Raw genomic sequence first — 25,504 nt, 5'->3', positions numbered from 1 at the left:
TGTGTGGCGGGAAACCTGCCCGGGTATCAGGCAGAAAGCCGGACCAGGGTTTCATGAAAAGTGAAACCCTGATCCGGCAGTATACATAAAGCCTCCCAGAAGTTTATTCGCTCTTGGCGTCTTTATCTTCGTCCTTGACTTCCTTGAATTCTGCATCAACGACATCGGCTTCCTGTGGCTGGTCGCCCGCGGCCTCTGCGCCGGCATCGCCGCCTTCGCCAGCAGCACCGGCCTGCTGGGCCTGCATGTCGGCATACATTTTTTCACCCAGCTTCTGCGCGGCAGTGGAAAGCGCTGATATTTTGGCGTCAATCGCTTCCTTGTCATTTTCCCGCAGGGTTTCTTCGAGTTCCTTTATGGCATTCTCAATGGCATCCTTGTCGGCAGCCTCAAGCTTGTCGCCATACTCGCCCATCGATTTTTTGGTTGAGTGCAACAGGCCGTCGCCCTGATTACGGGAATCCGCCAGTTCACGCATCTTATGGTCTTCTGCGGCATTGAGTTCCGCATCCTTGATCATGCGCTGGATTTCTTCCTCGTTCAGCCCGGAGTTGGCCTTGATGGTGATCTTGTTTTCCTTGCCCGTGGCCTTGTCCTGGGCACTGACATTCAAAATACCATTGGCATCAATATCAAAGGTCACTTCGATCTGCGGCATGCCGCGCGGTGCTGTCGGGATACCCTCCAGATTGAATTCACCCAGCGCCTTGTTGCCCACAGCCATCTCACGCTCACCCTGGTATACCTTGATCGTTACTGCCGGCTGGTTATCCTCGGCGGTGGAGAATACCTGGCTGAACTTGGTCGGGATGGTTGTATTTTTCTGGATCATCTTGGTCATCACCCCACCCAGGGTTTCGATACCCAGCGACAGTGGCGTCACGTCAAGCAAAAGCAGATCCGTGCGGTCACCGGAAAGCACCGAACCCTGCAGTGCAGCACCAACCGCAACCGCCTCATCCGGATTCACATCCTTTCTCGGTTCCTTGCCAAAGAATTCCTTGACCTTTTCCTGCACCTTCGGCATGCGGGTCATACCGCCTACCAGGATAATGTCATTGATATCACTGGCCTTGAGTCCGGCATCCTGCAGCGCAATTTTGCATGGCTCGAGGGTGCGGTCAATCAATCCTTCCACCAGCGACTCAAGCTTCGCGCGGGAAATCCGGACATTCAGGTGAAGCGGTGTGCCATTGTTCATGGCGATGTACGGCTCATTCACCTCGGTCTGCTGTGCGGAAGACAGCTCGATTTTGGCGCGTTCTGCAGATGCCTTGATGCGCTGCAGCGCAATCGGATCATTTTTCAGGTTGATGCCATTCTGCTTGTTGAATTCTTCCAGGATGAAATCGATCAGGAGCTGGTCAAAATCTTCACCGCCCAGGAAAGTATCACCGTTGGTCGACAGCACTTCAAACTGCTTGTCACCTTCGACATCGGCAATTTCGATGATGGAAACGTCAAATGTACCGCCACCCAGATCATATACCGCAATCTTGCGATCACCCTTGCCAGCCTTGTCCAGGCCAAAAGCCAGCGCTGCTGCAGTCGGCTCATTGATGATGCGCTTGACGTCAAGACCGGCAATACGGCCGGCATCCTTGGTTGCCTGGCGCTGTGAGTCGTTAAAATAGGCCGGTACCGTAATGACGGCTTCGGTGACTTCCTCACCCAGGTAATCCTCGGCGGTTTTTTTCATCTTGCGCAGCACTTCAGCAGAAACCTGCTGCGGAGCCAGACGCTTGTCATCCAGTACGGAAACCCACGCATCGCCATTATCCGCCTTGACGATGGAAAATGGCATCAGGCCGATATCCTTCTGGACCTCTTTTTCATCATAGCGACGGCCAATCAGGCGCTTGATCGCATACAGGGTATTTTTCGGATTGGTCACTGCCTGCCGTTTAGCTGCAGCGCCAACCAGGGTTTCGCCGTCTTCCTGATAAGCAATAATGGATGGCGTCGTACGCGTCCCTTCCACGTTTTCAATGACCCTGGGTTGTCCCCCTTCGATTACCGAGACACAGGAGTTGGTGGTTCCCAGGTCAATACCAATAATTTTTCCCATTTTTTTTCCTTTCAAACCAGTTTTTCAGATCCGGACAGGGTTCCAAAGTGTTTGCCGGTTCAATTACCGGCGGCCTTGAGCTATCCGATCAATTTCTTTCACTTAACCCTATATGGCGCTTAATTCAGCAGTTTCAAGATCATTTTGCGGCAGAAACAATCACAATCGCCGGTCTGAGCAAACGATCAGACAGCATGTAACCCTTTTGCAATACCTCAACAATGGTATTGGGGGCCTGATCAGACGGCACCGTTGAGATAGCCTGATGCTTCATGGGATCAAGCTTTTCTCCTTTGGCAGGAATAACGGCCACCAGCTTGTTCTGCTCAAACACATGGGCAAGCTGACGCAATGTTGCCTCAACCCCTTCCTTGATTGACTCAACAGATGGTGCCTCCACTTTCAGACTCATTTCCAGGCTGTCTTTCACCGCAAGCATCGCCTCGGCAAAGCCTTCAACAGCAAACTTGTGCGCCTTGGTGATCTCTTCCTGTGCCCGACGGCGAATATTTTCCGTCTCGGCCTTGGCACGCAGGAAAGCATCATGCATTTCCGCTGCTTTCTGCTCCGCCTTTTCCAACTGCATTTCCAAAGAAAGCGTTTCTGTTGCCATTTCTTCAGATGGAACGATGATTTCATCGAGTGTGACATCTTTCTGACTTTCAGATGATGCGCCCTCTTTTTTGTCGTCCTGCACGATTTCCTCCAGATCAAAACATAAGCAATCCCTGACAGTTGGGGGCAGCATGCGGCTTTTCAAGCCATATTTTCAGGAAAATGTAAAAAAAACGTCCTCGCGCAAAAGAGCGTCATTCTGACAGCATCTCGCGGGCATGCTTGCGTGTTGTCGCTGTGATTTCGATGCCACCGAGCATCCTGGCAATCTCTTCGACACGCTCTTTATCAGTGAGTTTCACAATACGGGAAACCGGATGATCGGCTTTGTCCGATGTCATTTTGCTTACCTGGAAATGCGAGGCAGCCTGACTGGCCACTTGGGGAAGATGGGTAACACACAACACCTGGTGCCCTTGTCCGAGCTTTTTGAGAAGGCGACCGACCACTTCCGCCACCCCGCCACCGATGCCGCTATCCACTTCATCAAAAATCAGCGTTGGCGTTTCGGTTGCTGTGGATGTGATCACGGATATGGCAAGGGCAATACGCGCCAGTTCACCGCCTGAGGCCACTTTGGCCAACGGCCGCAAGGGTGAACCGGCATGGCCTGCCACCATGAATTCAATCTGTTCAAGCCCGTATGGCCCGGGCTGACAGGCATTTAACCTGACCGCAAACTGGCCGCCTTCCATGCTGAGACTATCCATGGTGCCGGTAACCGCCTGCCCCAGCAATGTTGCCGCTTCAGCCCGTTTTTTGCTCAGGGCGTCGGCTGCCGATAGATAAGCCGCCTCAGCCGCATCCGCTCTCTTCTGCAACACGTCAATATCCTGTGCTTCGGAAAGCGCCTGGAGGCGGGTACGCTGCACATCCAGTTCGGCAGGCAGGTCCTCTGGTGTCACACGGTATTTTCTTGCAGCAGAATAAAGCGCCTCCATCCGTGCTTCAACCTGTTTCAGGCGCTCGGGATCCAGATCAGTCCGTGACAGATAGTCACTCAGCATATAAACCGCTTCCTGCAACTGGATCCTGGCGGAGTCAAACAGTTCAACAACAGGGGAAAGCCCGTCGTCTATTTCGGCCAGCCGGGAAAGTTTTTGCTGCATGGCATGCAGGCGCGACAGGACAGGCACATCGGACTCTGACATTTCTGCCAGTGCCTCCTGCGCGCCCCCCATCAGGCTCGCGGCATTGGTCAGGCGACTATGACTGCTGCTGACCTCAGCCCATTCATCAGGCCTGGGCGCCAGCTTTTCCAGTTCTTCCACCTGCCAGGCCAGGCGCTCTTTTTCCTCAAGAAGGTTCTTGGCATTCGCCTGTGCCTCGCGACAGCGCGCATCCAGCTCCTGCCAGATACGATAACGTGACGCAACCGTTTCCCCTTCATTGTGCAAACCGGCATGCCGGTCCAGCAACGTGCGCTGCCCATCCCCTCTGAGAAGTGACTGATGCGCATGCTGCCCGTGGATGTCGACCAATAGCTCCCCCAACTCACGCATTTGCGCAGCGGTTGCCTGGACACCATTGATAAACCCTCTGGAACGACCGGAAGCATCAATAACGCGCCGCAAAAGAACAACGTCCTCCTCCGTATCGATCTCGTTTTCTTCCAGCCACTTTCTGGCCGATTCGCCAAGAGAAAATTCCGCACTGATTTCGGCTTTGGCGGCACCATCGCGAATCACACCCGGGTCACTTCTGGCACCCAGCGCCAGTTCCAATGCATCAATCAGAATGGATTTGCCTGCGCCGGTTTCCCCTGTGAGTGCAGAAAACCCGCCCCCGAACTCCAGTTCCAGGGCATCCACAATCACAAAATCACGAATGGCAAGCGTATGAAGCATGGTCAATCCGTATTATGTCCGGTCATGCGGACGGTATGTGCCAATAGGTAGCGGATACCCTCATTTCTTCTCCCGCACGGCGGTCTCACCCCAGTACAGCTTGTTGCGCAGGGTGTCGTAGTAACTCCACCCCTGTGGATGGAGAAAAGTAATGGTGTTGGATGAACGTTTGACAACAATCCGGTCTCCCAGTCGCAGGCTGGCAAAAGACTGGGAGTCATAATTCACGCTGGGCTGGTTTGCCTCAATCAGCTCAATAACAATTTCACTGGTATCCGGCACAATGATCGGCCGGTTTGAAAGCGAATGCGGCGCGATGGAAACAATGGCAATACCGCCCAGATTCGGATGCATCATCGGGCCGCCTGCTGACAGCGAATAAGCCGTTGATCCGGTTGGCGTGGACATGATCAGGCCGTCCGAGCGCTGCTGGTACATGAAGTGGCCATCCACCTCCACCTTGAGATCAATCATGCCTGATCCGCCGCCCCGGCAGATCACGATATCATTAAAGGCCGTCGCCTGATAAATGGCTTCACCCTCCCGGATAATCGCCCCTTCAATCAAAAAGCGTGTCTCCGAGACATATTTACCCTGCAGCATCTGTTCCAGTACCGGCAGCATCTGCTCCAGCGGAATATCCGTCATAAACCCCAGACGACCATGATTGATACCCATCAACGGCACCGTATAAGGAGAAAGCTGGCGGGCAATGCCGAGCATGGTGCCGTCTCCCCCGATCACAATGGCAGCAGCAGCCCGTGTACCGATATCTTCAATATTCATCGGTGTGACATTATCAAAGGGGATATTCATTGCCGTTTGTGATTCATACACCACAATGTAGCCGGCCTGCTCAAGGAAATCTGCGATTTTTTTCATCGAGTCCAGAATGCTTTCCGTATAGGACCTGGAGACGAGAGCAAAAATTTTCTTTTTTTCAGACATTTTTAAAAATAGTTTGCGGTTTGCCCAGTTTTCAGATTACACCAAAACACCGGTTTTTCCCCTGTTATTTGAGGAATAAATCAGGGCCGTGTTTCAAAATCAGCATAAACCGGGATAAATGCGTAAAATAAGATGGCGACACCTACTGCACCCCCATACGATCCCGTTTTTTGTGATCTTTGTCAACGGCTCAACTATCTGATGAAAAGCACCATCAAAGCAGTTCTCTTTGACCTGGACGATACGCTTTGGGCCATTGACCCGGTTATTGCCCGGGCAGAACAGGTTCTGTTTGAGTGGCTCAAACGCCATACCCCTGCGGTGGCCAGTGACAGCTTTATTGAAACTTTTCGCACCCGGCAAAAACGCCTGATTGAACAGCATCCCCGATACGGATATGCGCTGTGGGAACTGCGTCATGCCTGTCTCGTGGAAGCTTTTGAAGAAGCCGGAATCAAAAGCACAGCGGCAGACGACGCCATGCAGGTTTTCAGCAGGGCGCGCAATGATGTCCATCTGTACGATGATGTGATTCCGGCCCTGGCCAGCCTCGGCCACCGGTATATGATCGGCTCCATTTCCAATGGCGCGGCAGATCTGGAACATATCGGGATCGCTCACCACTTTCGCATTTCCCTTGTTGCCTCGGCATTTGGCCGCCCAAAACCGGAGCCTGCTATTTTTCATGCCGCCTGTGACGCGCTGGAAATCCATCCCGGCCAAGCGGTATATGTGGGAGATGATGCGGAAAATGACGTCGCCGGCGCCATGCGTGCCGGCATGAAAACCGCCTGGATGAAGCGGCCGGATCTCGTACCGAAAAAAGCCCTGCCGGAAAATGTCAGGCCGGATATCATTGTGCATTCCCTGGGCGATCTCGAAAAACTGCTCATGCCATAATAGCGGCTGACTATTGAATCAGGCCATAACCTTACATACAATACCCCGATGCAACTTGAACCACGCGCAAAAATCCTGCTGAAAACACTGATAGAGCGATATATCGCCGAAGGTCAGCCGGTTGGTTCACGTGCGTTGTCCAAGCTCTCCAGCCTGGAGCTTTCTCCTGCCACCATTCGCAATATCATGGCGGATCTGGAAGACATGGGATTTATTGCCAGCCCGCATACGTCAGCCGGCCGGATTCCCACACCGAAAGGATTCCGTATTTTTGTTGACACCCTGCTGACCGTCCAGCCCATCAGCGAGAAATCGGTTAAATCCAATATCCAGCACAGCCTGCAGATCGGCCAACCGCAGAAAATCATTGCCAATGCTGCCCAGATGCTTTCCTCGCTGTCCCAGTTTGCCGGGGTTGTACTGGCTCCCCGCCACGAACAGGCTTTCAGGCAGATTGAATTTCTGCGCCTTTCGGAAAAACGCATTCTGCTGGTTATCGTTTCCCCTTCCGGGGATGTCCAGAACCGGCTGTTACTGACTGAGACAGATTACACGCCCTCACAACTGGTTGAAGCCGCCAATTACATCAACCGGAATTTCAGCGGGCTGCAGCTCGATGACATCCGTATGCGACTGCATGCCGAACTGCAGCAATTGCACAAGGACCTGTCTAAACTCATGGCTGCGGCCATCGAAGCCAGCAATGAAGCGCTAACCGACGACAGTGAACATGTTGTCATTTCAGGCGAAAAAAACCTGCTTGGCGTATCTGATCTCACCTATGACATTTCATCGCTCAGGCGGCTTTTCGATATGTTTGAGCAAAAAACCGAGTTGATGAAGCTGCTGGATGTTTCCAGCAAGGCAACGGGTGTCCAGATCTACATCGGGGGAGATTCCCAACTGGTCCCCATGGATGACATGAGCGTGGTCACCGCGCCTTATCAGGTCAATGGCAATATTGTCGGCACCCTGGGCGTCATCGGCCCGACACGGATGGAATACCATCGGGTTATCCCGATTGTGGATATTACGGCACGCCTCTTATCCAGCGCACTCAGTCATCCGGAACACGGTATCAAAAACGATACCGATTGATCTCGTCCCGTGTTTTTTCGGCCACTTTGCGGGATGCCCTGGCAAATACTTCATTTTCTGCAATACCGGCATACAGGATGGCACGGGATGAGTTGATCATCATGCCTTTGCCATCCGGGGTTTTGCCTGCGGCAACCGTCGCCTGGATATCACCGCCCTGCGCGCCGATGCCGGGCACCAGAAGCGGCATGTCACCAATGATTTCCCTGACAGCGGCCAGTTCCTGCGGGAAGGTTGCGCCGACCACCAGGGCACACTGGCCATTGGTATTCCATTTTTCGGCAACCAGGCGCGCCACATGCTGGTACAGCGGCACCTGGCGGCCCGCTTCATCAACGGGCAAAAACTGAAGATCCGAGCCCCCCGGATTGGAGGTGCGGCACAGGACAATGGCCCCTTTTTCCCTGTACTGAAGATAGGGCTCAACCGAATCAAATCCCATGTAGGGGGAAAGGGTAACGGCATCGGCCTGATAACGCTCAAAGACTTCGCGAGCATACTGCTCGGCGGTGGCACCGATATCCCCGCGCTTGGCATCAAGAATCAGGGGAATATGCGGGTATTTTTCGCGGATGTATCCGCACACTGCCTCAAGCTGATCTTCTGCCCTTTCCGCATGAAAGTAGGCAATCTGCGGCTTGAAGGCACAGACAACATCCGCCGTTTCATCAATGATGGCCCTGCAGAAGGCAAAGATGGCATCCGGTTTTTTCTGGAGATAAGCGGGAAAACGCTTGGTGTCCGGGTCAAGCCCGACACAGAGAAGCGAATGGTTGGCTTCCCACGCAGCATTCAGTTTATCCAAAAAATTCACAGTGCATTCTCCAGAGACAAAGTGTATATTGTAACGCGTATAACAAGCGAATCGCCCATGAATTCCTTATCGAGAAAAGACATTCTCCTGCTCATCGTCCTCACGCTTTTCTGGGGACTCAACTGGCCGGTAATGAAATTCGGCGTGACAAATATCCCGCCGGTGACATTTCGTGTCATGGGCATGTTCTGTTCACTGCCGGTCATGTGGTTTTTCGCCCGCCGGATGAATGAATCCATTGCCGTTCCCAAAGCATACATACTTCCACTGATCAGGCTGGCCATTCCCAATATCCTGATCTGTCAGACCATGATGATTCTCGGCGTCAAAATGCTGTCCTCCGGGCGCGCCGCCATTCTGTGTTACACCATGCCGGTATGGGCAGTGATATTTTCATGCCTGCTGTTTAAGGAAAAACTCTCCCGTATGGCGTTTTTTGGCATCATCTGCGCAGCCGCGGGTGCCCTGCTTTTACTTTCCGGCGATTTTTCCGTGCTGTCTTCCGGTTCCACCGGCACATGCATCGCACTCGGTGCTGCGGCCATCTGGGGATACGGCACGGTTCAGCTCAGGCGCAAACAGATACCCGTTCCCACCAGTTCCCTGACTTTCTGGATGATCGCTTTCAGCGCAACGGTCATGGCACTGATCGCGCTCATCTTTGAGCATCCGTCGTGGCGAATGCCGGAACCGCTTGAGTGGGCCGCAATCTTATACAATGCTATCTTTGTATTTGGCGTTGCCACCACGATCTGGAATAAAATGGCACGTACCCTGCCACCGGTTGCTTCAGGCCTGTCCATCATGATGGTGCCTGTCGTTGGTGTTTTTTCCGGCGCATGGATCCTGTCAGAAACCCCGCACTGGCAGGATTATGTCGCGATGCTGCTGATCCTGGTTTCCATGAGCACGGTCCTCTTGAAACCGGGTGCATCCGCCCGCAAATAGCTTTATGACCGGAGGAAACGCTGATTAAATGGCTTGGGGAGATGAAGTGCAAGGCGCCCGGAGCGCAGCAACCAAGACATATCCTAAGATAGGCGAAGGGTGCGAGCACCGCGTAACGCAGCAATTCGCTCTCAAAGCCTTTTAATCAGCGTTTCCTGGACTTTTCTGATCTGTTTATTTTGAGGACTGTATGAAAAAATTAATCCGTTTCGTGATAATTTCCGCCACTGCCCTTCTTCTCAGTTCCTGTGGCTACAACCAGTTCCAGCAAAAGGATGAAGCCGTAAAAGCGGCATGGGCGGAAGTGCTGAACCAGTACCAGCGCCGTGCGGATCTCATTCCCAACCTGGTCAATACCGTCAAGGGATACACCCAGCATGAAAATGAAACCCTTGTCCAGGTAACCCAGGCACGCGCCGCAGCCACCAGCTTCCAGATCACACCGGAGGTGCTGAACAATCCGGCATCCTTCCAGAAATTCCAGCAGCTCCAGGGCGAACTGACTTCCGCACTTTCCCGGCTGATGGCCGTATCCGAACGTTATCCGGACTTGAAAGCTGACGGACGCTTCCGCGATCTGCAGGCACAGCTGGAAGGAACAGAAAACCGGATCACGGTAGCCCGCCAGCGCTATATCCAGACGGTAGCAGACTACAATGTGCTGGCACGGAGCTTTCCCTCCAACATTACCGCACTGGTATTCGGCTATAAACAGAAAGCCTCCTTTACCGTTGATAATGAAAAAGCCATTTCAACAGCACCGGCTGTCAATTTTGACAAGTGATGCCTAAGTGATGAAACACCCCGCGTTTTTTCGTCTGCTTTTCGCCTCACTGCTTGTTTTATTGTGTGCGGCCAGCCAGGCACAGGAACTGAAAGCTGTCCCCCCGCTTCAAACGCGGGTAACGGATCTGGCCGGTATGCTCACCCCTGACGAACGGGAGACACTCGAAAAAACATTACGGGACTATGAGGCCGAAAAAGGCAGCCAGATCGCTCTCCTGCTGGTTGACAGCACCGAGCCAGAATCCATTGAGCAATACAGTATCCGGGTCGTCGATGCATGGAAACTTGGCAGGGAAGGCGTTGACGACGGCGTTTTGCTGCTGGTTGCCAAAAACAACCCGCCCGCGCTGAACCGGCTCCGGATTGAAAGCGGACGCGGCACAGAAGGCGTGCTGACCGATATCCAGGCCAAGCGTATCCTCCAGGATGTCATCGCCCCGCGCTTCAGGCTCAATGACTTCTATGGCGGACTTTCCGCCGGGGTTTCTGCCATTATCGCCACACTGAACCAGGAAGAATTTGCACCACCGGCAGAAAAGGAACAGCAGGCAAGTCAGATCGGATCATGGCTGTCTTTCTTCATCATGCTGCTGTTCATTTTCATCCTCATCCGCTCCAGAAGACGGGGCGCTTTTCTGAGCGGTATCATACTGGGCGGAAGCCTCGGCAGATACCGGGGAAGGGATGATGACCGCTTTGGTGGCGGTGGCTTTGGCGGCGGTGGCGGCGGATTTTCCGGTGGCGGGGGTGGCTTTTCCGGCGGCGGCGCCTCGGGCAACTGGTAAGGAGTACATCATGAGCCGTTTTTTCCGACATCTTTTCACCACCCGCACGGCAGCAAGCCGCGTCTTTCCTGCGACGACACTCAAAGCCATCGAAAGCTGCATTACCGAGGGCGAGAAAACCCACCGGGCCGAACTGCGTGTCATTATCGAACCAGCCCTGTCAATGGATGCCATCCGTGCAAAAACCGCACCGAGAGAAAGAGCGCTTGAACTCTTCGGGCGCTACGGCATCTGGGATACGGAAGAAAACTGCGGTGTCCTGGTCTATATCAATCTGGCGGACCGTCAGGTTGAAATTGTGGCAGACCGCGGTGTTGCCCCCAAAGTGGATCAGAAGGAGTGGGATACCATCTGCTTGACCATGACAGAAGGATTCAGCCAGGGACGTTTTCAGCAAAGCACACTGGACGCACTGACATCCATCAATCAACTCCTCAAACAGCATTTTCCGCTGAACGGGCCACGGGAAAACCAGCTGCCGGATGAGCCCATCCTCCTTTAGCTGTTATTTTTCCTCAATAAAAAAGCAGCCGAAGCTGCTTTTTTATTTGGTAACACGGACTATTTACTTGGCTGGAACAGGCGGCGGCGTTTCCTCTGTCGCCGCAGGCTCTACTGCTGCCGGTACAGCCGACGAGGTAACCGGCGGCGTGGTATTCACGTTCATCTTGCCGGTTGCCAGTGCAGGCTCTGTCACCGCCTTGGCAGGAACAGTCGGTGCCACCACAGCGGTTACCGGCTCAGGCTGGGTATCCGCTTCGGTTACCGTCATCGGCAACAGCGGCACAATGAGCAATGCCACAATATTGATGATCTTGATCAGTGGATTGACCGCCGGGCCTGCCGTATCTTTATACGGATCGCCCACCGTGTCACCGGTCACCGCCGCTTTATGGGCTTCGGAACCTTTACCACCAAAGTGACCATCTTCAATGTACTTTTTCGCATTATCCCAGGCACCGCCCCCGGTCGTCATGGAAATCGCAACGAAAATCCCGGTCACAATCGTCCCCATCAGCACACCACCCAAAGCAGCAGGTCCCAATGCCAGGCCAACCACAATCGGTACGACCACCGGCAGGAGGGATGGAATGATCATTTCCTTGATCGCCGCCGTTGTCAGCATGTCTACTGCCTTGTCGTATTGGGGCTTGCCTTCACCGGTCATGATGCCCTTGATCTCCTTGAACTGGCGGCGCACTTCAACCACGACAGCACCGGCTGCACGGCCAACCGCTTCCATCGCCATCGCGCTGAAAAGGTAGGGAATCAGGCCGCCAATAAAGAGGCCAATGATGACACGCGGATTGGACAGGTCAAATGTCGTGGTATGACCGACGGACTCCAGCGCATGCGTATAATCGGCAAAAAGCACAATAGCCGCAAGTGCTGCCGAACCGATCGCATAGCCCTTGGTCACCGCCTTGGTTGTATTGCCCACGGCATCAAGCGGGTCGGTAATGGCGCGAACGGAATCCGGCATGCCGGCCATTTCCGCAATGCCACCGGCATTATCGGTAATCGGGCCATAGGCATCGAGTGCCACGATAATCCCAGCCATCGACAGCATGGACGTCGCCGCAATAGCAACACCGTACAGGCCGCCACAAAACTGGTAAGAAACAAAAATGGCAACACAGACTGCCAGCACCGGATAGGCGGTTGACTTCATGGAGATGCCCAGACCGGCAATAATGTTGGTGCCATGACCCGTCGTCGATGCTTCGGCAATATGCTTGACCGGCTTGAAGTCGGTTCCCGTATAGTACTCGGTGATATAAACCATGAGTCCGGTGAGAACAATACCGACAACCGACGCGCCAATCATCTGCCAGCGCATGTCTTCCGGCATCATGAACCAGGTCACAATCACGAAACCAATCAGTGAAAGTCCGGCAGACCACCAGAGCCCTTTGTAAAGCGCTGACATCACCTTCTTGTCCGGATCAGCCTTGACCAGCGAACAGCCGACAATCGAACCGATAATGGAAACCCCGCCCAGCACCAGCGGATACAGAATCGCCTGGGTCGTGGCATTGGTAATCAACAGCGCACCCAGGAGCATGGTCGCAATCAGGGTGACCACATACGTTTCAAAAAGGTCTGCTGCCATACCGGCACAGTCACCCACATTGTCACCCACGTTGTCGGCAATCACGGCAGGATTGCGCGGATCATCTTCAGGGATACCGGCTTCCACCTTGCCGACCAGGTCTGCACCCACATCAGCGCCCTTGGTAAAAATACCGCCACCCAGACGGGCGAAAATCGAAATCAGCGACGCACCAAACGCCAGGCCGATCAGCGGCTTGATGATGTCATGGGCAGAAAGTGACGTATTGGCCGGTGCAACGAGGATCAGTGCCAGATAGAAAAGGGCCACGCCCAGAAGACCCAGCCCGGCAACCAGCATCCCGGTAATCGCGCCACCCTTGAAAGCGACATTGAGCGCTTCGTTCATGCCGGTAACCGCTGCCTGCGCGGTGCGGACATTGGCGCGAACCGAAACATTCATGCCGATAAAGCCGCATGCGCCGGAAAGTATGGCGCCGACAAGAAACCCGATAGCGGTAGAAAAACCCAGTCCCGGAATAAACCCGATGGCAATAAACAGGACAATACCGACAACGGCAATCGTACGATACTGGCGCGCCAGATACGCTGCAGCTCCCTGCTGGATCGCCTGCGCGATATCCTGCATGGCCTGGTTACCGGCATCCTGCTTGAGAATCCAGTTTCTCGTCACAAGACCGTATACAACGGCAATAATTCCACACACTACGGCAAACCACAAACCTGCTGCCATGTTTACTCCTTTTTATTATCTATCCAGTCGTTATGTAATTGAAAATCTGCTCGAAAACGGGGTCAGTTGCTCAGGGCACTGAGCAGGTTGGCCGTGATGTCATCCACTGCGCCAACGCCGGAAATACGGCGAAAACGGGGAGCACCGGGTACGCCGGATTCAGCCCACTTGCTGTAATAGCCCACCAGGATTTCGGTCTGCTCATGATAGACGGCCAAACGTTTTTTCACCGTTTCTTCCTTGTCATCATCACGGACGATCAGCGCTTCACCGGTAATATCATCCTTGCCGTCATTTTTTGGCGGGTAAAACTCGACATGGTATGTCCGCCCGGATGCCGGATGAACACGGCGACCGCTCATGCGGGCAACAATCATTTCATCAGGCACATCAATTTCCACCACATACTCAATGGCAATGCCTGCTTCCTTTAAGGCCTCAGCCTGCCCCAGTGTTCTCGGGAAACCGTCAAAAAGATACCCGGCCTTGCAGTCCGGCTCTTTAAGACGTTCTTTTACCAGGTTAATGATGAGGTCATCTGACACCAGACCACCGGCATCCATGACTTTTTTCGCTTCCAGGCCAAGTGGTGTTCCGGCACTGACAGCCGCCCGGAGCATATCGCCGGTAGAAATCTGTGGAATACCGTATTTTTCACGAATGAATGTGGCCTGGGTACCCTTCCCGGCACCTGGGGCTCCTAACAGGATGAGGCGCATTGCAATTTTCCTATCTGATCAAAATGGACAACAAAAAAGAGGCCCGTGTCCGTTTTTTCGGACCACAGCCCTGTTTTGTCCATATAATTAATTTGCGTATTTCCCAAAAACATTAGATTTTAACTTGGAATCGCAACAATTTCGAGTGTTTTGAGTTACTTAGACTGATCCTGAGCCAATAAAAAATGCCTTCGCACCCGTTCAAGGTCTTCCGGCGTATCAACACCCGCGGCTGGAATCGTGTGGCTCACATAGACGGCTATGGTATGGCCGTGCCATAAAACCCGCAGCTGTTCAAGCGCTTCAAACTGCTCGACAGGCGAAATCGGCAACGTGGGATATTGCTGTAAAAAGGCGTTACGAAACGCATACAGCCCGACATGTCTTAAGGCTTCATAACCTGCCGGCAGCTTCTGCGGCTTCTCAGCAAAAGCGGATCGATCCCAGGGAATCGGCGCCCTTGAAAAATAAAGCGCGCGATCTTCGCTGTCTAAAATCACTTTCACAATATTCGGATTAAAAAGATCCCCGGCAGCATGAATCGGATGTGCCGCTGTGGCCATCGGTGTCTTTTCACTGATTTTTGCAGCCGTCGCGGCAATCAGCTCCGGTTCAATCAATGGTTCGTCCCCCTGGACATTCACAACAACCGCCTCATCCGGCCACTGCATTTTTTGGGCCACTTCAGCAATACGGTCCGTACCCGACGGATGGGTTGCCAGCGTCATCATGGCTGTCACGCCATGTGCCGTGCAGGCACCAATAATAGAAGCATCATCGGTTGCCACAATCACTTCCGAGGCACCGGAAAGACGGGCCCGCTCGGCGACACGAACCACCATCGGCTTTCCGCCGATATCGGCAAGCGGTTTGTTGGGAAGACGGGTGGACGCCAGACGGGCAGGAATAACAACATGAAAGGACATAAGATCAGCCGCTCAATATAATGGATCAGGGAAATTCATCGTCTTCAAGTTCCCGCGCCTGGTCTGCCCACATGACAGGAATACCGTCGCGGATCGGATAAGCCAGTCGGTCAGAGCGACAGATGAGTTCCTGTTTTTCCCTGTCATAATGAACCGGCGCCTTGCACAGCGGGCATACCAGTATGTCAAGCAGTTCCGTATTCACGGCATTTCTCCACTATTTTCTGTTCCAGTCCATCATCAAGCTGCGCTCTCACCGGCACAACCCAGATACGTGTGTCCTTTGCGATGGCAGCTATTCGGGCACATTTTACTGCATCTTTCTCCGTGACCAGAATGATATCCGCATCCATTTTCTCAAAAGGGTTGCTGGCATAATCAAAATGATCAGGAAGTGGGCATGTCTGTACCTCCAGACGGGCGGTTTTCAGCATGACAAAAAAACGGGCCGGGTTGCCGATCCCGGCAACGGCTGCAATCCGCAGACGCCCATGCCGCCCGCTTTCGGACAGTTCGGCCAGCGTCATGCGCCTTGAACGGTCCATCAGCATTTCAGCCGTATCGCCGGCCAACTGCATCAGGAAAATATCCGGGGAATAAATCAGATTGCCGGGCGCCGGATAATTCATGCTGTTGACCACGGTAAAATCGCGGCGACGGGAAACAGGCTCCCTTAATGGTCCCGCAGGCAACATCCACCCGTTTCCGGCCCCCCGCCCGTCAAAAAGAACCATCTCGATATCCCGCTGCATGGCATAGTGCTGCAATCCATCATCTGAAATAATGACATTGACGTCAGGGTGCCGCTCAAGCAACAGCCGGGCCGCATCCACCCGCTTTTTTCCCACCACAACCGGACAGCCGGCGTTCAAACGGATCAGAAGCGGCTCATCTCCGGTATTGCCCGGCAGGGAATCCGGCAGAACCTCCTCCGGCAGCTTCCCCTTTGCGCCATAACCCCGCGAAACAACGCCCGGATGAAAACCCGCGCGCGTCAATGCTTTAGCCAGCCAGATCACCAGGGGGGTTTTTCCGGTACCGCCTATAAAAATATTGCCGACCACCACAACCGGTACCGGCAGTTTCGACGATTTGAAAAACCCTGCCTGGTAAGCTTTTCGCCTTGCCCAGACCACCAGGCGAAAAAGCAGGGATAGCGGCCACAGGAGCCCGGCAAGCCTGCCGCGATCCTGCCAGATAGCCATCCAGTCTGTTTTTGGTGACGATTTCATCGATCCGGGATTATCCCCCTGCTTCTGACTGCGTGGCAAACGTCAGCCTTTCCAGTCCCGCCAGGCGGGCGGCTTCCATGACATTGATGACGCGCTGATGAGGGGCACTGCCGTCAGCGGCAATAATCACAACCGGATCTTTCACATCGGTTGACTCCGGCGCGATAATCCGCATTTCCCTTGCCAGTTGCGCCGGATTTTCGTAAGTGATGCGATGGTTGTTAATGGCATACTGGCCTGACGCATCAATGGTCACATACAACTCATTAGGCCGCTCCGGCATCATGTCGGCATGCGCCGTGGGCAGGGTAATCTGCAATTCCGTGTATTTACTGTACGTGGTTGTCACCATCAGGAAAATCAGGATAACCAGCAGCACATCAATAAACGGAATCAGGTTGATTTCCGGTTCATCACGTGCTTTGCGCTTACGAAAATCCATGGGTGCTCTCTATACTTCCATAAAATGCTGGCTGTGTACCACCTCAACCAGCTTGACCGCCTGCATTTCCATTTCCACAAGAAAGCGGTCCACCAGTGCGCGGAAATGCCGGTAAAACACCAGCGTCGGCATCGCAATCAGCAAACCGAATCCCGTGTTGTACAGCGCAATGGAAATCCCCTGCGCCAGTTGGACCGGATTGGCGCCCGCAGCAGTCTGTGCGCCAAAAATCTCGATCATGCCGACAATCGTGCCGAAAAGCCCCATCAGCGGAGACAGTGTCGCAATCGTGCCGATTGTCGTCAGAAAACGCTCCAGTTGATGCGCTACCCCGCGTCCGGTTTCCTCAATGGAGTGCCGCATCTCGTCACGCGACAGTCCGGCATTTCTCAGCGCAGCGGCCAGAATAATGCCCAGCGGGGAATTCTGCTCCAGCCGTTCTATCGTCTCTTCATTGACATTGCCTTCCCGGTAAACCTGTATCACTTCATTTAGCAATCCCTTGGGCACGATGCGGTTGCTGCGCAGGTACCATAAACGCTCAATGATCAGTGCCATCCCGACAACAGAGGCAATCAACAAGAGCCAGATAGGCCAGCCGGCAGCTTCAATAATGGCAAACAAGCAACCCTCCCGATTCAGTTAACAATCCATCCGGTGACATCACCGGCTTTCATCCATTTCTATAATCCCAGCTCTTTCTTCATGGCGACAACCGCTTTTCTCACCTGTTTTGGCGCGGTTCCACCGGCATGGTTCCGTGCAGAAATCGATCCCTCCAGCGTCAGGACAGACATCACATCTGCTTCGATCAGTGGAGAAAAAGCCTGCATTTCTTCCAGCGTCAGATCACTCAGGTCACAGTTTTTTTCCACACAGGTGCGCACAGCCCTTGCCACGACCTCATGGGCAACCCGGAAAGGCAGCCCCTTTTTCACCAGGTAATCTGCCAGGTCCGTTGCTGTCGCATACCCTTCCAGTGCCGCCAGGCGCATGGATTCCACTTTGAGCGTGATCGCACCGACCATATCGACAAAAATACGCAGGGTATCAATCAGCGTATCCGCCGTATCAAAAAGCGGCTCCTTGTCTTCCTGGTTGTCCTTGTTATACGCCAGCGGCTGCCCCTTCATCAGCGTCAAAAGCGACATCAGGTTGCCGTTTACCCGGCCGGTTTTTCCGCGTGCCAGTTCCGGCACATCCGGATTTTTCTTTTGCGGCATGATCGATGAACCGGTACAGAAACGATCGGCAATATCAATGAAATTGAATCGCGGGCTCATCCAGATAATGAACTCCTCGGACATACGCGAAACATGCACCATCACCAATGCCGCAGCGGCACAGAATTCAATGGCAAAATCCCGGTCAGACACCGCATCCAGTGAATTGCGGCAGATGCCCTCAAAACCGAGCGTTTTTGCGACTCGCTCACGATCGATATTGAATGTGGTTCCTGCCAGCGCAGCCGCGCCCAGCGGCAGGCGATTGACCCGTTTGCGGCAGTCGGTCATACGCTCCATATCCCGTCTGAACATCTCGGCATACGCCAGCATATGGTGCCCGAATGTCACCGGCTGGGCGACCTGCAGATGAGTAAAGCCGGGCATGATCGTATCAGCATGCTGATCGGCCAGCCCCAAGAGCGCGCCAATCAGGTTGCGCAGCAACCCGGTAATCCGGTCAATTTCAGAGCGCAGGTAAAGGCGCACATCCGTTGCCACCTGGTCATTGCGTGACCGACCGGTATGCAGGCGTTTTCCCGCATCACCGATCAGATCGGTCAGGCGTTTCTCGATATTCATGTGCACATCTTCAAGCGCAATCTGCCAGTCAAATTCGCCGGCATTCACCTCATTCGTGATCTGCGCCATCCCGCGCTGGATATCAGCATAATCCCCGGCACTCAGTATCCCCTGTGCCTGAAGCATTTCCGCATGGGCAAGCGACCCCTGGATATCATAAACGGCCAGCCGCTTGTCAAATGTGACCGATGCCGTATACCGCTGTACCAGCGCATCCACCGGCTCGGAAAAACGACCGGACCAGGCATCCCCTTTTTGAATGGAATCTGAACTCATAATGTAATCCTGATGAATTTAGGGATTATAAAACAGCCTCGCCCTAAAAACCCGCCCTGTTCATCAAAAGAAAAATCCCCGTCACACGGGGATTTTTTTCCTGAGTCATCAGACAGCTTATTTTTTCAACTGGTTGATGTCCCTGACCGCACCACGATCAGCTGACGTTGCCATGGCGGCATAAGCCTGCAGGGATTTTGATACCACGCGCTCCCGATTGACCGGTTTCCATGCCTTGTCACCTTTGGCGTCCATTTTCCGGCGCCGCTGGGCCAGATCGGTATCGCTGATCTGGAGATTGATGGTGCGCGCCGGAATATCAATTTCAATCATGTCGCCTTCTTCAATGAGGCCAACCGCACCGCCGGATGCCGCCTCTGGTGAAGCATGCCCGATCACCAGCCCGGATGAACCACCGGAAAAACGGCCATCGGTGAAAAGTGCACAGTCTGAACCCAGACCCTTTGATTTGATGTAGGACGTCGGATACAACATTTCCTGCATGCCGGGACCGCCCTTGGGGCCCTCATAGCGGACGATAATGACATCACCCGGGAAAATCCTGTCTTGCAAAATCGCCTCGACCGTATCCTCCTGGCTTTCAAAAATGCGTGCTCTGCCGGTAAATTTCCAGATACGCTCATCCACGCCGGCCGTCTTCACGATACAGCCATCAAGCGCGATATTGCCATGCAGAACAGCCAGGCCGCCATCTTCCGTATAAGCATGTTCACGATTACGGATACAGCCGGACACCCGGTTGGTATCCAGCTCCTCATACCGCCGATCCTGCGAAAATGCCACCTGTGTCGGCACGCCGCCTGGCGCTGCACGGTACAGCGACAGCACCCCTTCATCTTTTGTCGTCATCACGTCATAACGGGCAATTGCATCTGCCATCGTCGGGCTGTGAACCGTTGGCGTACTGGTATCAATCAGGCCGGCACGCGCCAGCTCTGCCAGTATGCCGAAAATCCCGCCGGCACGATGTACATCCTCAATGAAATAATCATGCGTTGCCGGTGACACCTTGCACAGACAAGGCACGTGGCGGGAAACCCGATCAATATCAGCCATCACAAACGGCACTTCCCCTTCATTTGCCGCCGCCAGCAAGTGCAAAACCGTATTGGTCGAGCCGCCCATGGCGACATCCAGCGCCATCGCATTTTCCAGTGCCGTCTTGGTCACAATACTGCGTGGCAGCACCGAGGCATCATCCTTTTCATAATACTGTTTGGCCAGCCCGACAATCGTCCGGCCTGCACGCAAAAAGAGTTCTTTTCTGTCGGCATGCGTGGCAACCAGCGTACCGTTGCCTGGCAGCGCCATCCCCAGCGCTTCCATCAGGCAATTCATGGAGTTTGCCGTAAACATCCCCGAGCACGAGCCGCAGGTCGGGCAGGCCGAACGCTCATAGTTCATCACTTCTTCATCACTGATCTGCGGATTTCCTGCCTGGATCATGGCATCGATCAGGTCAATCTTGACGATACGCTGCTCCTTTTCATCCGCATTTTTCTGGCCATGCAGCACATCCACCAGCTTGCCGGCCTCCATCGGGCCGCCGGAAACAAAAATGGCGGGGATATTCAGCCTGAGCGCGGCCATCAGCATCCCCGGCGTAATCTTGTCGCAATTGGAAATACAGACCATCGCATCTGCACAATGCGCATTCACCATATATTCCACCGAATCGGCGATCAGTTCGCGTGACGGCAGGGAATACAGCATCCCACCATGCCCCATCGCAATACCGTCATCCACAGCGATCGTATTGAATTCCTTGGCAACCCCGCCAGCCGCTTCAATCTCGCGCGCCACCATCTGCCCCATATCCTTGAGATGGACATGCCCCGGCACAAACTGGGTAAATGAATTGACGACGGCAATAATCGGCTTGTTGAAATCACCATCTTTCATCCCTGTCGCACGCCACAACGCGCGGGCGCCGGCCATATTGCGTCCATGGGTGGACGTTCTGGAACGATATTCGGGCATTTTGTCTTTCTCCGCTGATTTGATTCAAAAAAAGAATTATTGTGACACGAAACCGCGCTGCACGTATCATTGCCTCTGCCAAAATGCAGTCTCTGCACCTGAAAAGATTAAAACACCTCAAAACTTGCTGCACCTCAAAAATATCAGGTACCTAACAATTTAAACTGTGACACAATACAACACTTCACCAAAGAAAGGCCATATCCGGCAGGTGTGCCCGGAACGGCACCAGACATGCTCATTCACCCGCTCCCCGACCCGGTGGCAATCCAGCTGGGACCACTTGCCATACACTGGTATGGCCTTATGTACGTTGCAGCGTTCGTCCAATTCATCCTTCTCGGCAATCTACGCCTGAGACAACCACATATCGAACAGGCCGGCTGGAACAGGAAAGACCTGGACAATCTGCTTTTTTATGGGGCATTCGGCGTTATCATCGGCGGTCGCCTGGGGGAAGTGTTTTTCTACAACCCGTCCTACTTTTTGTCACACCCACTGGAAATACTGGCTGTCTGGCAGGGGGGCATGTCTTATCACGGCGGCTTTATTGGCGTTTTTATTGCCATGTGGTTTTATGGAAAAAAATACCACAAGGGTTTTATTCCTGTCCTCGATTTCATCGCCCCGCTGGTCCCGCTTGGCTATGCCGCAGGCAGAATCGGCAACTTCATCAATGCCGAGCTGCCCGGACGTGTTGCAGATGCTTCCCTGCCCTGGGCCATGATCTGGCCCAACGTGGATATGCTGCCGCGGCATCCATCACCCCTGTACCAGGCACTCTTCGATGGGGTCATCATGTTTTTCCTGCTGTGGGGTTTTGCCAGAAAGCCCCATCCGGACGGCGCTGTCAGCGCCTTCTATCTTTTCCTGTACGGCATCACCCGATTCTTTACCGAATACTTCCGCATCCCGGATTACACCGTATCCTTTCTGGGGGTGACCATTTCAGCAGGACAAATGCTCTCCCTTCCAATGATTCTGGCTGCAATCATATGGTTTTCTCACCTTTATGCCAGAAAATCGCATGACATGCTGAACAAGACCTGGCACCGGATCGACAAATAATTGCTGATTCTGCAATACTCCCGGCATCCTGCTGCGCCCCTGCTCATGCGTGACAGGTGCTCCTGAACAGGCAATAATTGACAAAACGAAGCGGTTTCCGCTTATGATGACGATTTTTTAGATCGCTGTTTTCATGCGTTTTTTGCCAACACAACGTCTATGCTGATTCATCCGCTACCCCATCCGATCGCCCTCAAAATCGGGCCGCTGGCTGTTCACTGGTATGGACTGATGTACCTGCTTGGCTTTATTGCATTTCTGGTTTTCGGCCGTATCCGCATCAGACAGCCGCACATGGCACGGGCGGGCTGGACGGCGAAAAATCTTGATGACATGCTGTTTTACGGTGTTATCGGTGTCGTTCTGGGTGGGCGGCTCGGTGAAGTGCTTTTCTATGCTCCCGCCTATTATTTTTCCCATCCACTGGAGATTTTCGCCATATGGAAAGGCGGCATGTCTTATCACGGTGGCGCACTGGGTGTTCTCGCCGCTGCATGGTTTTATGGTCGCAGAAACAACCGGGGACTTCTGGAAATCATGGATCTGATTTCGCCGCTGATCACCTTCGGCTATATCACAGGCAGAATAGGCAATTTCATCAATGCCGAACTTCCCGGGCGTATTGCTGATCCCTCGCTTCCCTGGGCCATGATCTGGCCCAACATTGACAACCTCCCGCGCCACCCTTCCCCGCTTTACCAGGCCCTGGTGGATGGATTGCTGGTCGCTGTCATTTTATGGATTTATGCAAGAAAGCCCCGGCCGCCCGGCGCCGTTACCGCGTTTTACTGCCTGCTTTACGGGATGGCCCGCTTTTTCACGGAATATTTCCGCACACCGGATTATGAAGTTACCCTTGGCTGGTTTACTATTTCAGCAGGGCAGCTTCTGTCTGTCCCGATGATTATTGTGGGCCTGTGCGGACTGTTTCTGGCCTACCGCAACTATTCCACAAGGCGGCTCCCATAGCTGGTTTACCCTGTCTGCAAAGGCAATAGGCCCCCCTGCAAAATCAACCTTTTCCTTTCGTCATGATCTTGCGGATCACCTCGGAAGAAAAGCCGCGCTGCTGAAGGAAACGCATCTGCCTTGCCCGCTCTTTCTGATCCGTCGCCAGCTCACCGAATTTTCTTTCCCATACCTCGTAGGCACGGGCGGCCTCATTGTCAATCAGTTCCTGCATCGCATCATCAGGCAACGCGTCTGTCACCTGATGATTACGCAGCTCCTGTTTGATCCGGCTGTTGCCGTAGCGCCCCATACGGCGACGGACGAGCGATTCCGCAAAGCGTGTATCCGACAAAAAACCCTGTGCTTCAAGCCAGGCCAGCAAATCACCCAGATCATCCCCGTCTTCCACAAAACGAAGGAGCTTGCGGGCAAGCTCCTTTCTGCTGTAGTCACGCGATGACAAATAACGCAATGCCCTCGCTTTCAAACTGGGTACCCGTGTCATATTCGTGCAACAGGTGTGTGATTATGCGGCTTTACTTTTCACTCTCAGCTTTTTCTTTCGCCGCTTTTGTGACCTTTTTCTCTTCCCCTGTCATGGGAGGCAATTCCGGCACGCCCAGTGCCGCGCGCACCTTGTTTTCAATTTCACGCGCCAGTTGGGGACGCTCGCGCAGGTAATTGCGCGCATTATCCTTGCCCTGTCCGATACGTTCACCATTATAGCTGTACCATGCGCCAGCCTTGTCAACAACCTTGGCATCAGAGCCCAGATCAAGAATTTCGCCTTCGCGTGATGTACCCTCACCATACAGGATGTCAAAATGTGCCTCCTTGAATGGGGGCGCCGTTTTGTTTTTGACCACTTTGACGCGTGTTTCGTTTCCGATCACCACATCACCGGATTTGATGGAGCCGGTACGACGGATGTCCAGGCGAACGGATGAGTAAAACTTCAGCGCATTACCGCCGGTCGTCGTCTCCGGATTGCCGAACATGACACCAATCTTCATCCGGATCTGGTTAATGAAAATAACAGTGGTATTGGTCCGGTTGATGCTGCCGGTCAGCTTGCGCAGTGCCTGCGACATCAAACGCGCCTGCAGGCCCGGCAGGGAGTCGCCCATATCTCCTTCAATTTCCGCCTTGGGCGTCAACGCAGCGACCGAATCAATCACGATCAGATCCACCGCACCGGAACGCACCAGTGCATCGGTGATTTCAAGCGCCTGTTCGCCGGTATCCGGTTGGGAAATCAGGAGTTCATGCAGATTGACACCCAGTTTCTGGGCATAATTTACATCCAGCGCATGCTCGGCATCAATAAAGGCACAGGTGCCGCCAAGCTTCTGCATCTCGGCAATAACCTGAAGCGTCAGGGTGGTTTTACCGGAAGACTCAGGCCCATAGACCTCAACCACACGTCCGCGTGGCAGACCGCCTACGCCCAGCGCGATGTCCAGCCCAAGCGATCCTGTAGAAACAACAGCGAGTTCTTCTGCCACTGCACCGTCATCCATACGCATGACAGAGCCTTTGCCAAACTGTTTTTCAATCTGTGCCAGCGCCGCTGCCAGCGCTTTACCTTTTTCCGAATTGGCTTTTTTATCATCCATGAGAATCTTCCCGCAAACTAAAAAATTGATCTGTTAGGCCATAATGAAGTTGTATTGTACTGTACAAATAAACAGTGTGGTAAATTTTTTCTGTACTGTTTTTGAGCGAAAACACCCGTCCGGGTGCTTCTTTTGCACGCATTCAAGGGGTCTGTTAAAATAAAAGATTGCTTTTTTGCACCAGTGATTACGTCCGCTTTGGTGCAACCTTTCAGCAATAATTTGTTTATTCTTGATAAACCATGCCACTCCCTGATTCACCCAATCGACGTGCCTTAAAGCACACACGCAGACTTCATGTCGAATTCTACCTGAGAGAGGATGAGCTCTGGGATATTGATGCCCGTTTTACGGATGTCAAACCCTTCGATCTTGAAGTCACCTCTTTTGTCATCCCGGCAAACCGGCCGCTTCACGATCTGTCGATTCGGATCACGACCGATGCAAAATCCAATATTGTCGATGTTTTGGTGGTATTTGATCAGGTACCTTTTGGCGGCTACTGTGAACAGATCGAAGCGAAATATCAGCAACTGATCGGCCTGAATCTTTTGAAAAATTTCCGGCAGGGCGTTCGGGAACGGCTGGGCAAGGCCGCCGGTTGTACCCATATGAATGAACTGGTTGAACTCCTGCCCTATGTTGCGGTACAGGTTCTCATCTTTGGCGAAAAAGACACCAGCGAGAAAACGGCTTTCCAGCAAAGCGGCGAAAAACCCTTCCATCTGGATGGCTGCCATGCACTCCGAACGGATGGCCCGGTTGTCGCAAAGTTTTATCCGAAATGGGTGGCAGACGACATTTCATCCAGCAAGGAATTCGGCTGATTCAGGCTTTGCCGGAAAACGGGTTT

At 53.5% G+C, this 25,504-nt stretch carries 25 protein-coding genes; 9 read left to right on the top strand and 16 right to left on the bottom strand.

The window, feature by feature from the left end; genetic code table 11:
* Positions 1–103 precede the first annotated feature (103 nt).
* From dnaK to NB640_RS08130, 4 genes are all read right to left on the bottom strand, one after another.
* Positions 104–2,068 (bottom strand): molecular chaperone DnaK, encoded by a 1,965-nt coding sequence (gene dnaK, locus NB640_RS08145; RefSeq protein ID WP_269308238.1) that lies wholly within the window; start codon positions 2,066–2,068, stop codon positions 104–106.
* Between the two features lie 139 nt (positions 2,069–2,207).
* Positions 2,208–2,765 carry a nucleotide exchange factor GrpE gene (gene grpE / locus NB640_RS08140; protein WP_269308237.1) on the bottom strand — a complete coding sequence of 186 codons (558 nt, stop codon included), beginning with the start codon at positions 2,763–2,765 and terminating at the stop codon, positions 2,208–2,210.
* A 112-nt stretch (positions 2,766–2,877) separates the two neighbouring features.
* On the bottom strand, positions 2,878–4,530 hold the full coding sequence (recN, locus tag NB640_RS08135) for a DNA repair protein RecN (protein ID WP_269308236.1): 1,653 nt from the start codon (positions 4,528–4,530) through the stop codon (positions 2,878–2,880).
* Between the two features lie 60 nt (positions 4,531–4,590).
* On the bottom strand, positions 4,591–5,478 hold the full coding sequence (locus NB640_RS08130) for an NAD kinase (protein ID WP_269308235.1): 888 nt from the start codon (positions 5,476–5,478) through the stop codon (positions 4,591–4,593).
* A 201-nt stretch (positions 5,479–5,679) separates the two neighbouring features.
* Here NB640_RS08130 and NB640_RS08125 point away from each other — a divergent pair, with 201 nt between their 5' ends.
* Entirely contained in the window at positions 5,680–6,378 is a 699-nt protein-coding gene (locus NB640_RS08125; protein WP_269308234.1) for an HAD family hydrolase, read from the top strand.
* A 48-nt stretch (positions 6,379–6,426) separates the two neighbouring features.
* Positions 6,427–7,476, top strand: coding sequence for a heat-inducible transcriptional repressor HrcA (hrcA, locus tag NB640_RS08120; protein WP_269308233.1), 1,050 nt, complete (start codon positions 6,427–6,429; stop codon positions 7,474–7,476).
* Here hrcA and pyrF read toward each other — a convergent pair.
* A complete protein-coding gene (pyrF, locus tag NB640_RS08115) occupies positions 7,457–8,290 on the bottom strand; it encodes an orotidine-5'-phosphate decarboxylase (RefSeq protein ID WP_269308232.1) in 834 nt (277 codons plus the stop codon). The two genes, hrcA and pyrF, sit on opposite strands and share 20 nt — an antisense overlap.
* Before the next feature lie 57 nt (positions 8,291–8,347).
* Between pyrF and NB640_RS08110 the strand changes: the two genes are divergently transcribed.
* The 4 genes from NB640_RS08110 (at position 8,348) to NB640_RS08095 (ending at position 11,311) form a co-directional block, all read left to right on the top strand.
* Positions 8,348–9,238, top strand: coding sequence for a DMT family transporter (locus NB640_RS08110; protein WP_269308231.1), 891 nt, complete (start codon positions 8,348–8,350; stop codon positions 9,236–9,238).
* Positions 9,239–9,428: 190 nt separating this feature from the next.
* Complete coding sequence (locus NB640_RS08105) at positions 9,429–10,022, top strand: LemA family protein (RefSeq protein WP_269308230.1); 594 nt, start codon at positions 9,429–9,431, stop codon at positions 10,020–10,022.
* Positions 10,023–10,032: 10 nt separating this feature from the next.
* Positions 10,033–10,809, top strand: coding sequence for a TPM domain-containing protein (locus NB640_RS08100; RefSeq protein ID WP_269310429.1), 777 nt, complete (start codon positions 10,033–10,035; stop codon positions 10,807–10,809).
* Positions 10,810–10,819: 10 nt separating this feature from the next.
* Entirely contained in the window at positions 10,820–11,311 is a 492-nt protein-coding gene (locus NB640_RS08095) for a TPM domain-containing protein (protein WP_269308229.1), read from the top strand.
* Positions 11,312–11,374: 63 nt separating this feature from the next.
* Here the strand turns inward: NB640_RS08095 and NB640_RS08090 are convergent, their stop codons facing one another.
* The 9 genes from NB640_RS08090 to ilvD form a co-directional block, all read right to left on the bottom strand.
* On the bottom strand, positions 11,375–13,615 hold the full coding sequence (locus NB640_RS08090) for a sodium-translocating pyrophosphatase (RefSeq protein WP_269308228.1): 2,241 nt from the start codon (positions 13,613–13,615) through the stop codon (positions 11,375–11,377).
* Between the two features lie 62 nt (positions 13,616–13,677).
* Positions 13,678–14,334 (bottom strand): adenylate kinase, encoded by a 657-nt coding sequence (adk, locus tag NB640_RS08085; RefSeq protein ID WP_269308227.1) that lies wholly within the window; start codon positions 14,332–14,334, stop codon positions 13,678–13,680.
* A gap of 155 nt (positions 14,335–14,489) precedes the next feature.
* Positions 14,490–15,260: a 3-deoxy-manno-octulosonate cytidylyltransferase gene (gene kdsB, locus NB640_RS08080; protein WP_269308226.1), complete on the bottom strand. Its 771-nt coding sequence runs from the start codon at positions 15,258–15,260 to the stop codon at positions 14,490–14,492.
* 25 nt (positions 15,261–15,285) lie between these two features.
* On the bottom strand, positions 15,286–15,465 hold the full coding sequence (locus NB640_RS08075) for a Trm112 family protein (RefSeq protein ID WP_269308225.1): 180 nt from the start codon (positions 15,463–15,465) through the stop codon (positions 15,286–15,288).
* Positions 15,446–16,492 (bottom strand): tetraacyldisaccharide 4'-kinase, encoded by a 1,047-nt coding sequence (lpxK, locus tag NB640_RS08070; protein ID WP_269308224.1) that lies wholly within the window; start codon positions 16,490–16,492, stop codon positions 15,446–15,448. The genes NB640_RS08075 and lpxK overlap by 20 nt, the downstream gene beginning before the upstream one ends.
* Positions 16,493–16,502: 10 nt before the next feature.
* Positions 16,503–16,934, bottom strand: coding sequence for an ExbD/TolR family protein (locus tag NB640_RS08065; protein ID WP_269308223.1), 432 nt, complete (start codon positions 16,932–16,934; stop codon positions 16,503–16,505).
* A 9-nt stretch (positions 16,935–16,943) separates the two neighbouring features.
* Positions 16,944–17,558 carry a MotA/TolQ/ExbB proton channel family protein gene (locus NB640_RS08060; RefSeq protein ID WP_269308222.1) on the bottom strand — a complete coding sequence of 205 codons (615 nt, stop codon included), beginning with the start codon at positions 17,556–17,558 and terminating at the stop codon, positions 16,944–16,946.
* Between the two features lie 59 nt (positions 17,559–17,617).
* Positions 17,618–19,015 carry an argininosuccinate lyase gene (argH, locus tag NB640_RS08055; RefSeq protein WP_269308221.1) on the bottom strand — a complete coding sequence of 466 codons (1,398 nt, stop codon included), beginning with the start codon at positions 19,013–19,015 and terminating at the stop codon, positions 17,618–17,620.
* 117 nt (positions 19,016–19,132) lie between these two features.
* Entirely contained in the window at positions 19,133–21,016 is a 1,884-nt protein-coding gene (ilvD, locus tag NB640_RS08050) for a dihydroxy-acid dehydratase (RefSeq protein ID WP_269308220.1), read from the bottom strand.
* A gap of 234 nt (positions 21,017–21,250) precedes the next feature.
* On the opposite strand from ilvD, the gene lgt (NB640_RS08045) reads away from it, so the two are divergent.
* Positions 21,251–22,084 (top strand): prolipoprotein diacylglyceryl transferase, encoded by an 834-nt coding sequence (gene lgt / locus NB640_RS08045; protein WP_269308219.1) that lies wholly within the window; start codon positions 21,251–21,253, stop codon positions 22,082–22,084.
* A 159-nt stretch (positions 22,085–22,243) separates the two neighbouring features.
* Positions 22,244–23,053 (top strand): prolipoprotein diacylglyceryl transferase, encoded by an 810-nt coding sequence (lgt, locus tag NB640_RS08040; RefSeq protein WP_269308218.1) that lies wholly within the window; start codon positions 22,244–22,246, stop codon positions 23,051–23,053.
* Positions 23,054–23,096: 43 nt separating this feature from the next.
* Here lgt (NB640_RS08040) and recX read toward each other — a convergent pair whose 3' ends face one another.
* Both recX and recA read right to left on the bottom strand, forming a co-directional pair.
* Positions 23,097–23,540, bottom strand: coding sequence for a recombination regulator RecX (recX, locus tag NB640_RS08035; protein WP_269308217.1), 444 nt, complete (start codon positions 23,538–23,540; stop codon positions 23,097–23,099).
* Positions 23,541–23,571: 31 nt separating this feature from the next.
* Positions 23,572–24,651 carry a recombinase RecA gene (recA, locus tag NB640_RS08030; protein WP_269308216.1) on the bottom strand — a complete coding sequence of 360 codons (1,080 nt, stop codon included), beginning with the start codon at positions 24,649–24,651 and terminating at the stop codon, positions 23,572–23,574.
* A 242-nt stretch (positions 24,652–24,893) separates the two neighbouring features.
* On the opposite strand from recA, the gene NB640_RS08025 reads away from it, so the two are divergent.
* Positions 24,894–25,478 carry a DUF2889 domain-containing protein gene (locus NB640_RS08025; protein WP_269308215.1) on the top strand — a complete coding sequence of 195 codons (585 nt, stop codon included), beginning with the start codon at positions 24,894–24,896 and terminating at the stop codon, positions 25,476–25,478.
* Positions 25,479–25,504 lie beyond the last annotated feature (26 nt).

Origin of the sequence: Oxalobacter vibrioformis (assembly GCF_027118995.1) — a bacterium.
Lineage (GTDB): Bacteria > Pseudomonadota > Gammaproteobacteria > Burkholderiales > Burkholderiaceae_D > Oxalobacter > Oxalobacter vibrioformis.
This window is presented reverse-complemented; position numbering and strand designations above follow the sequence as displayed.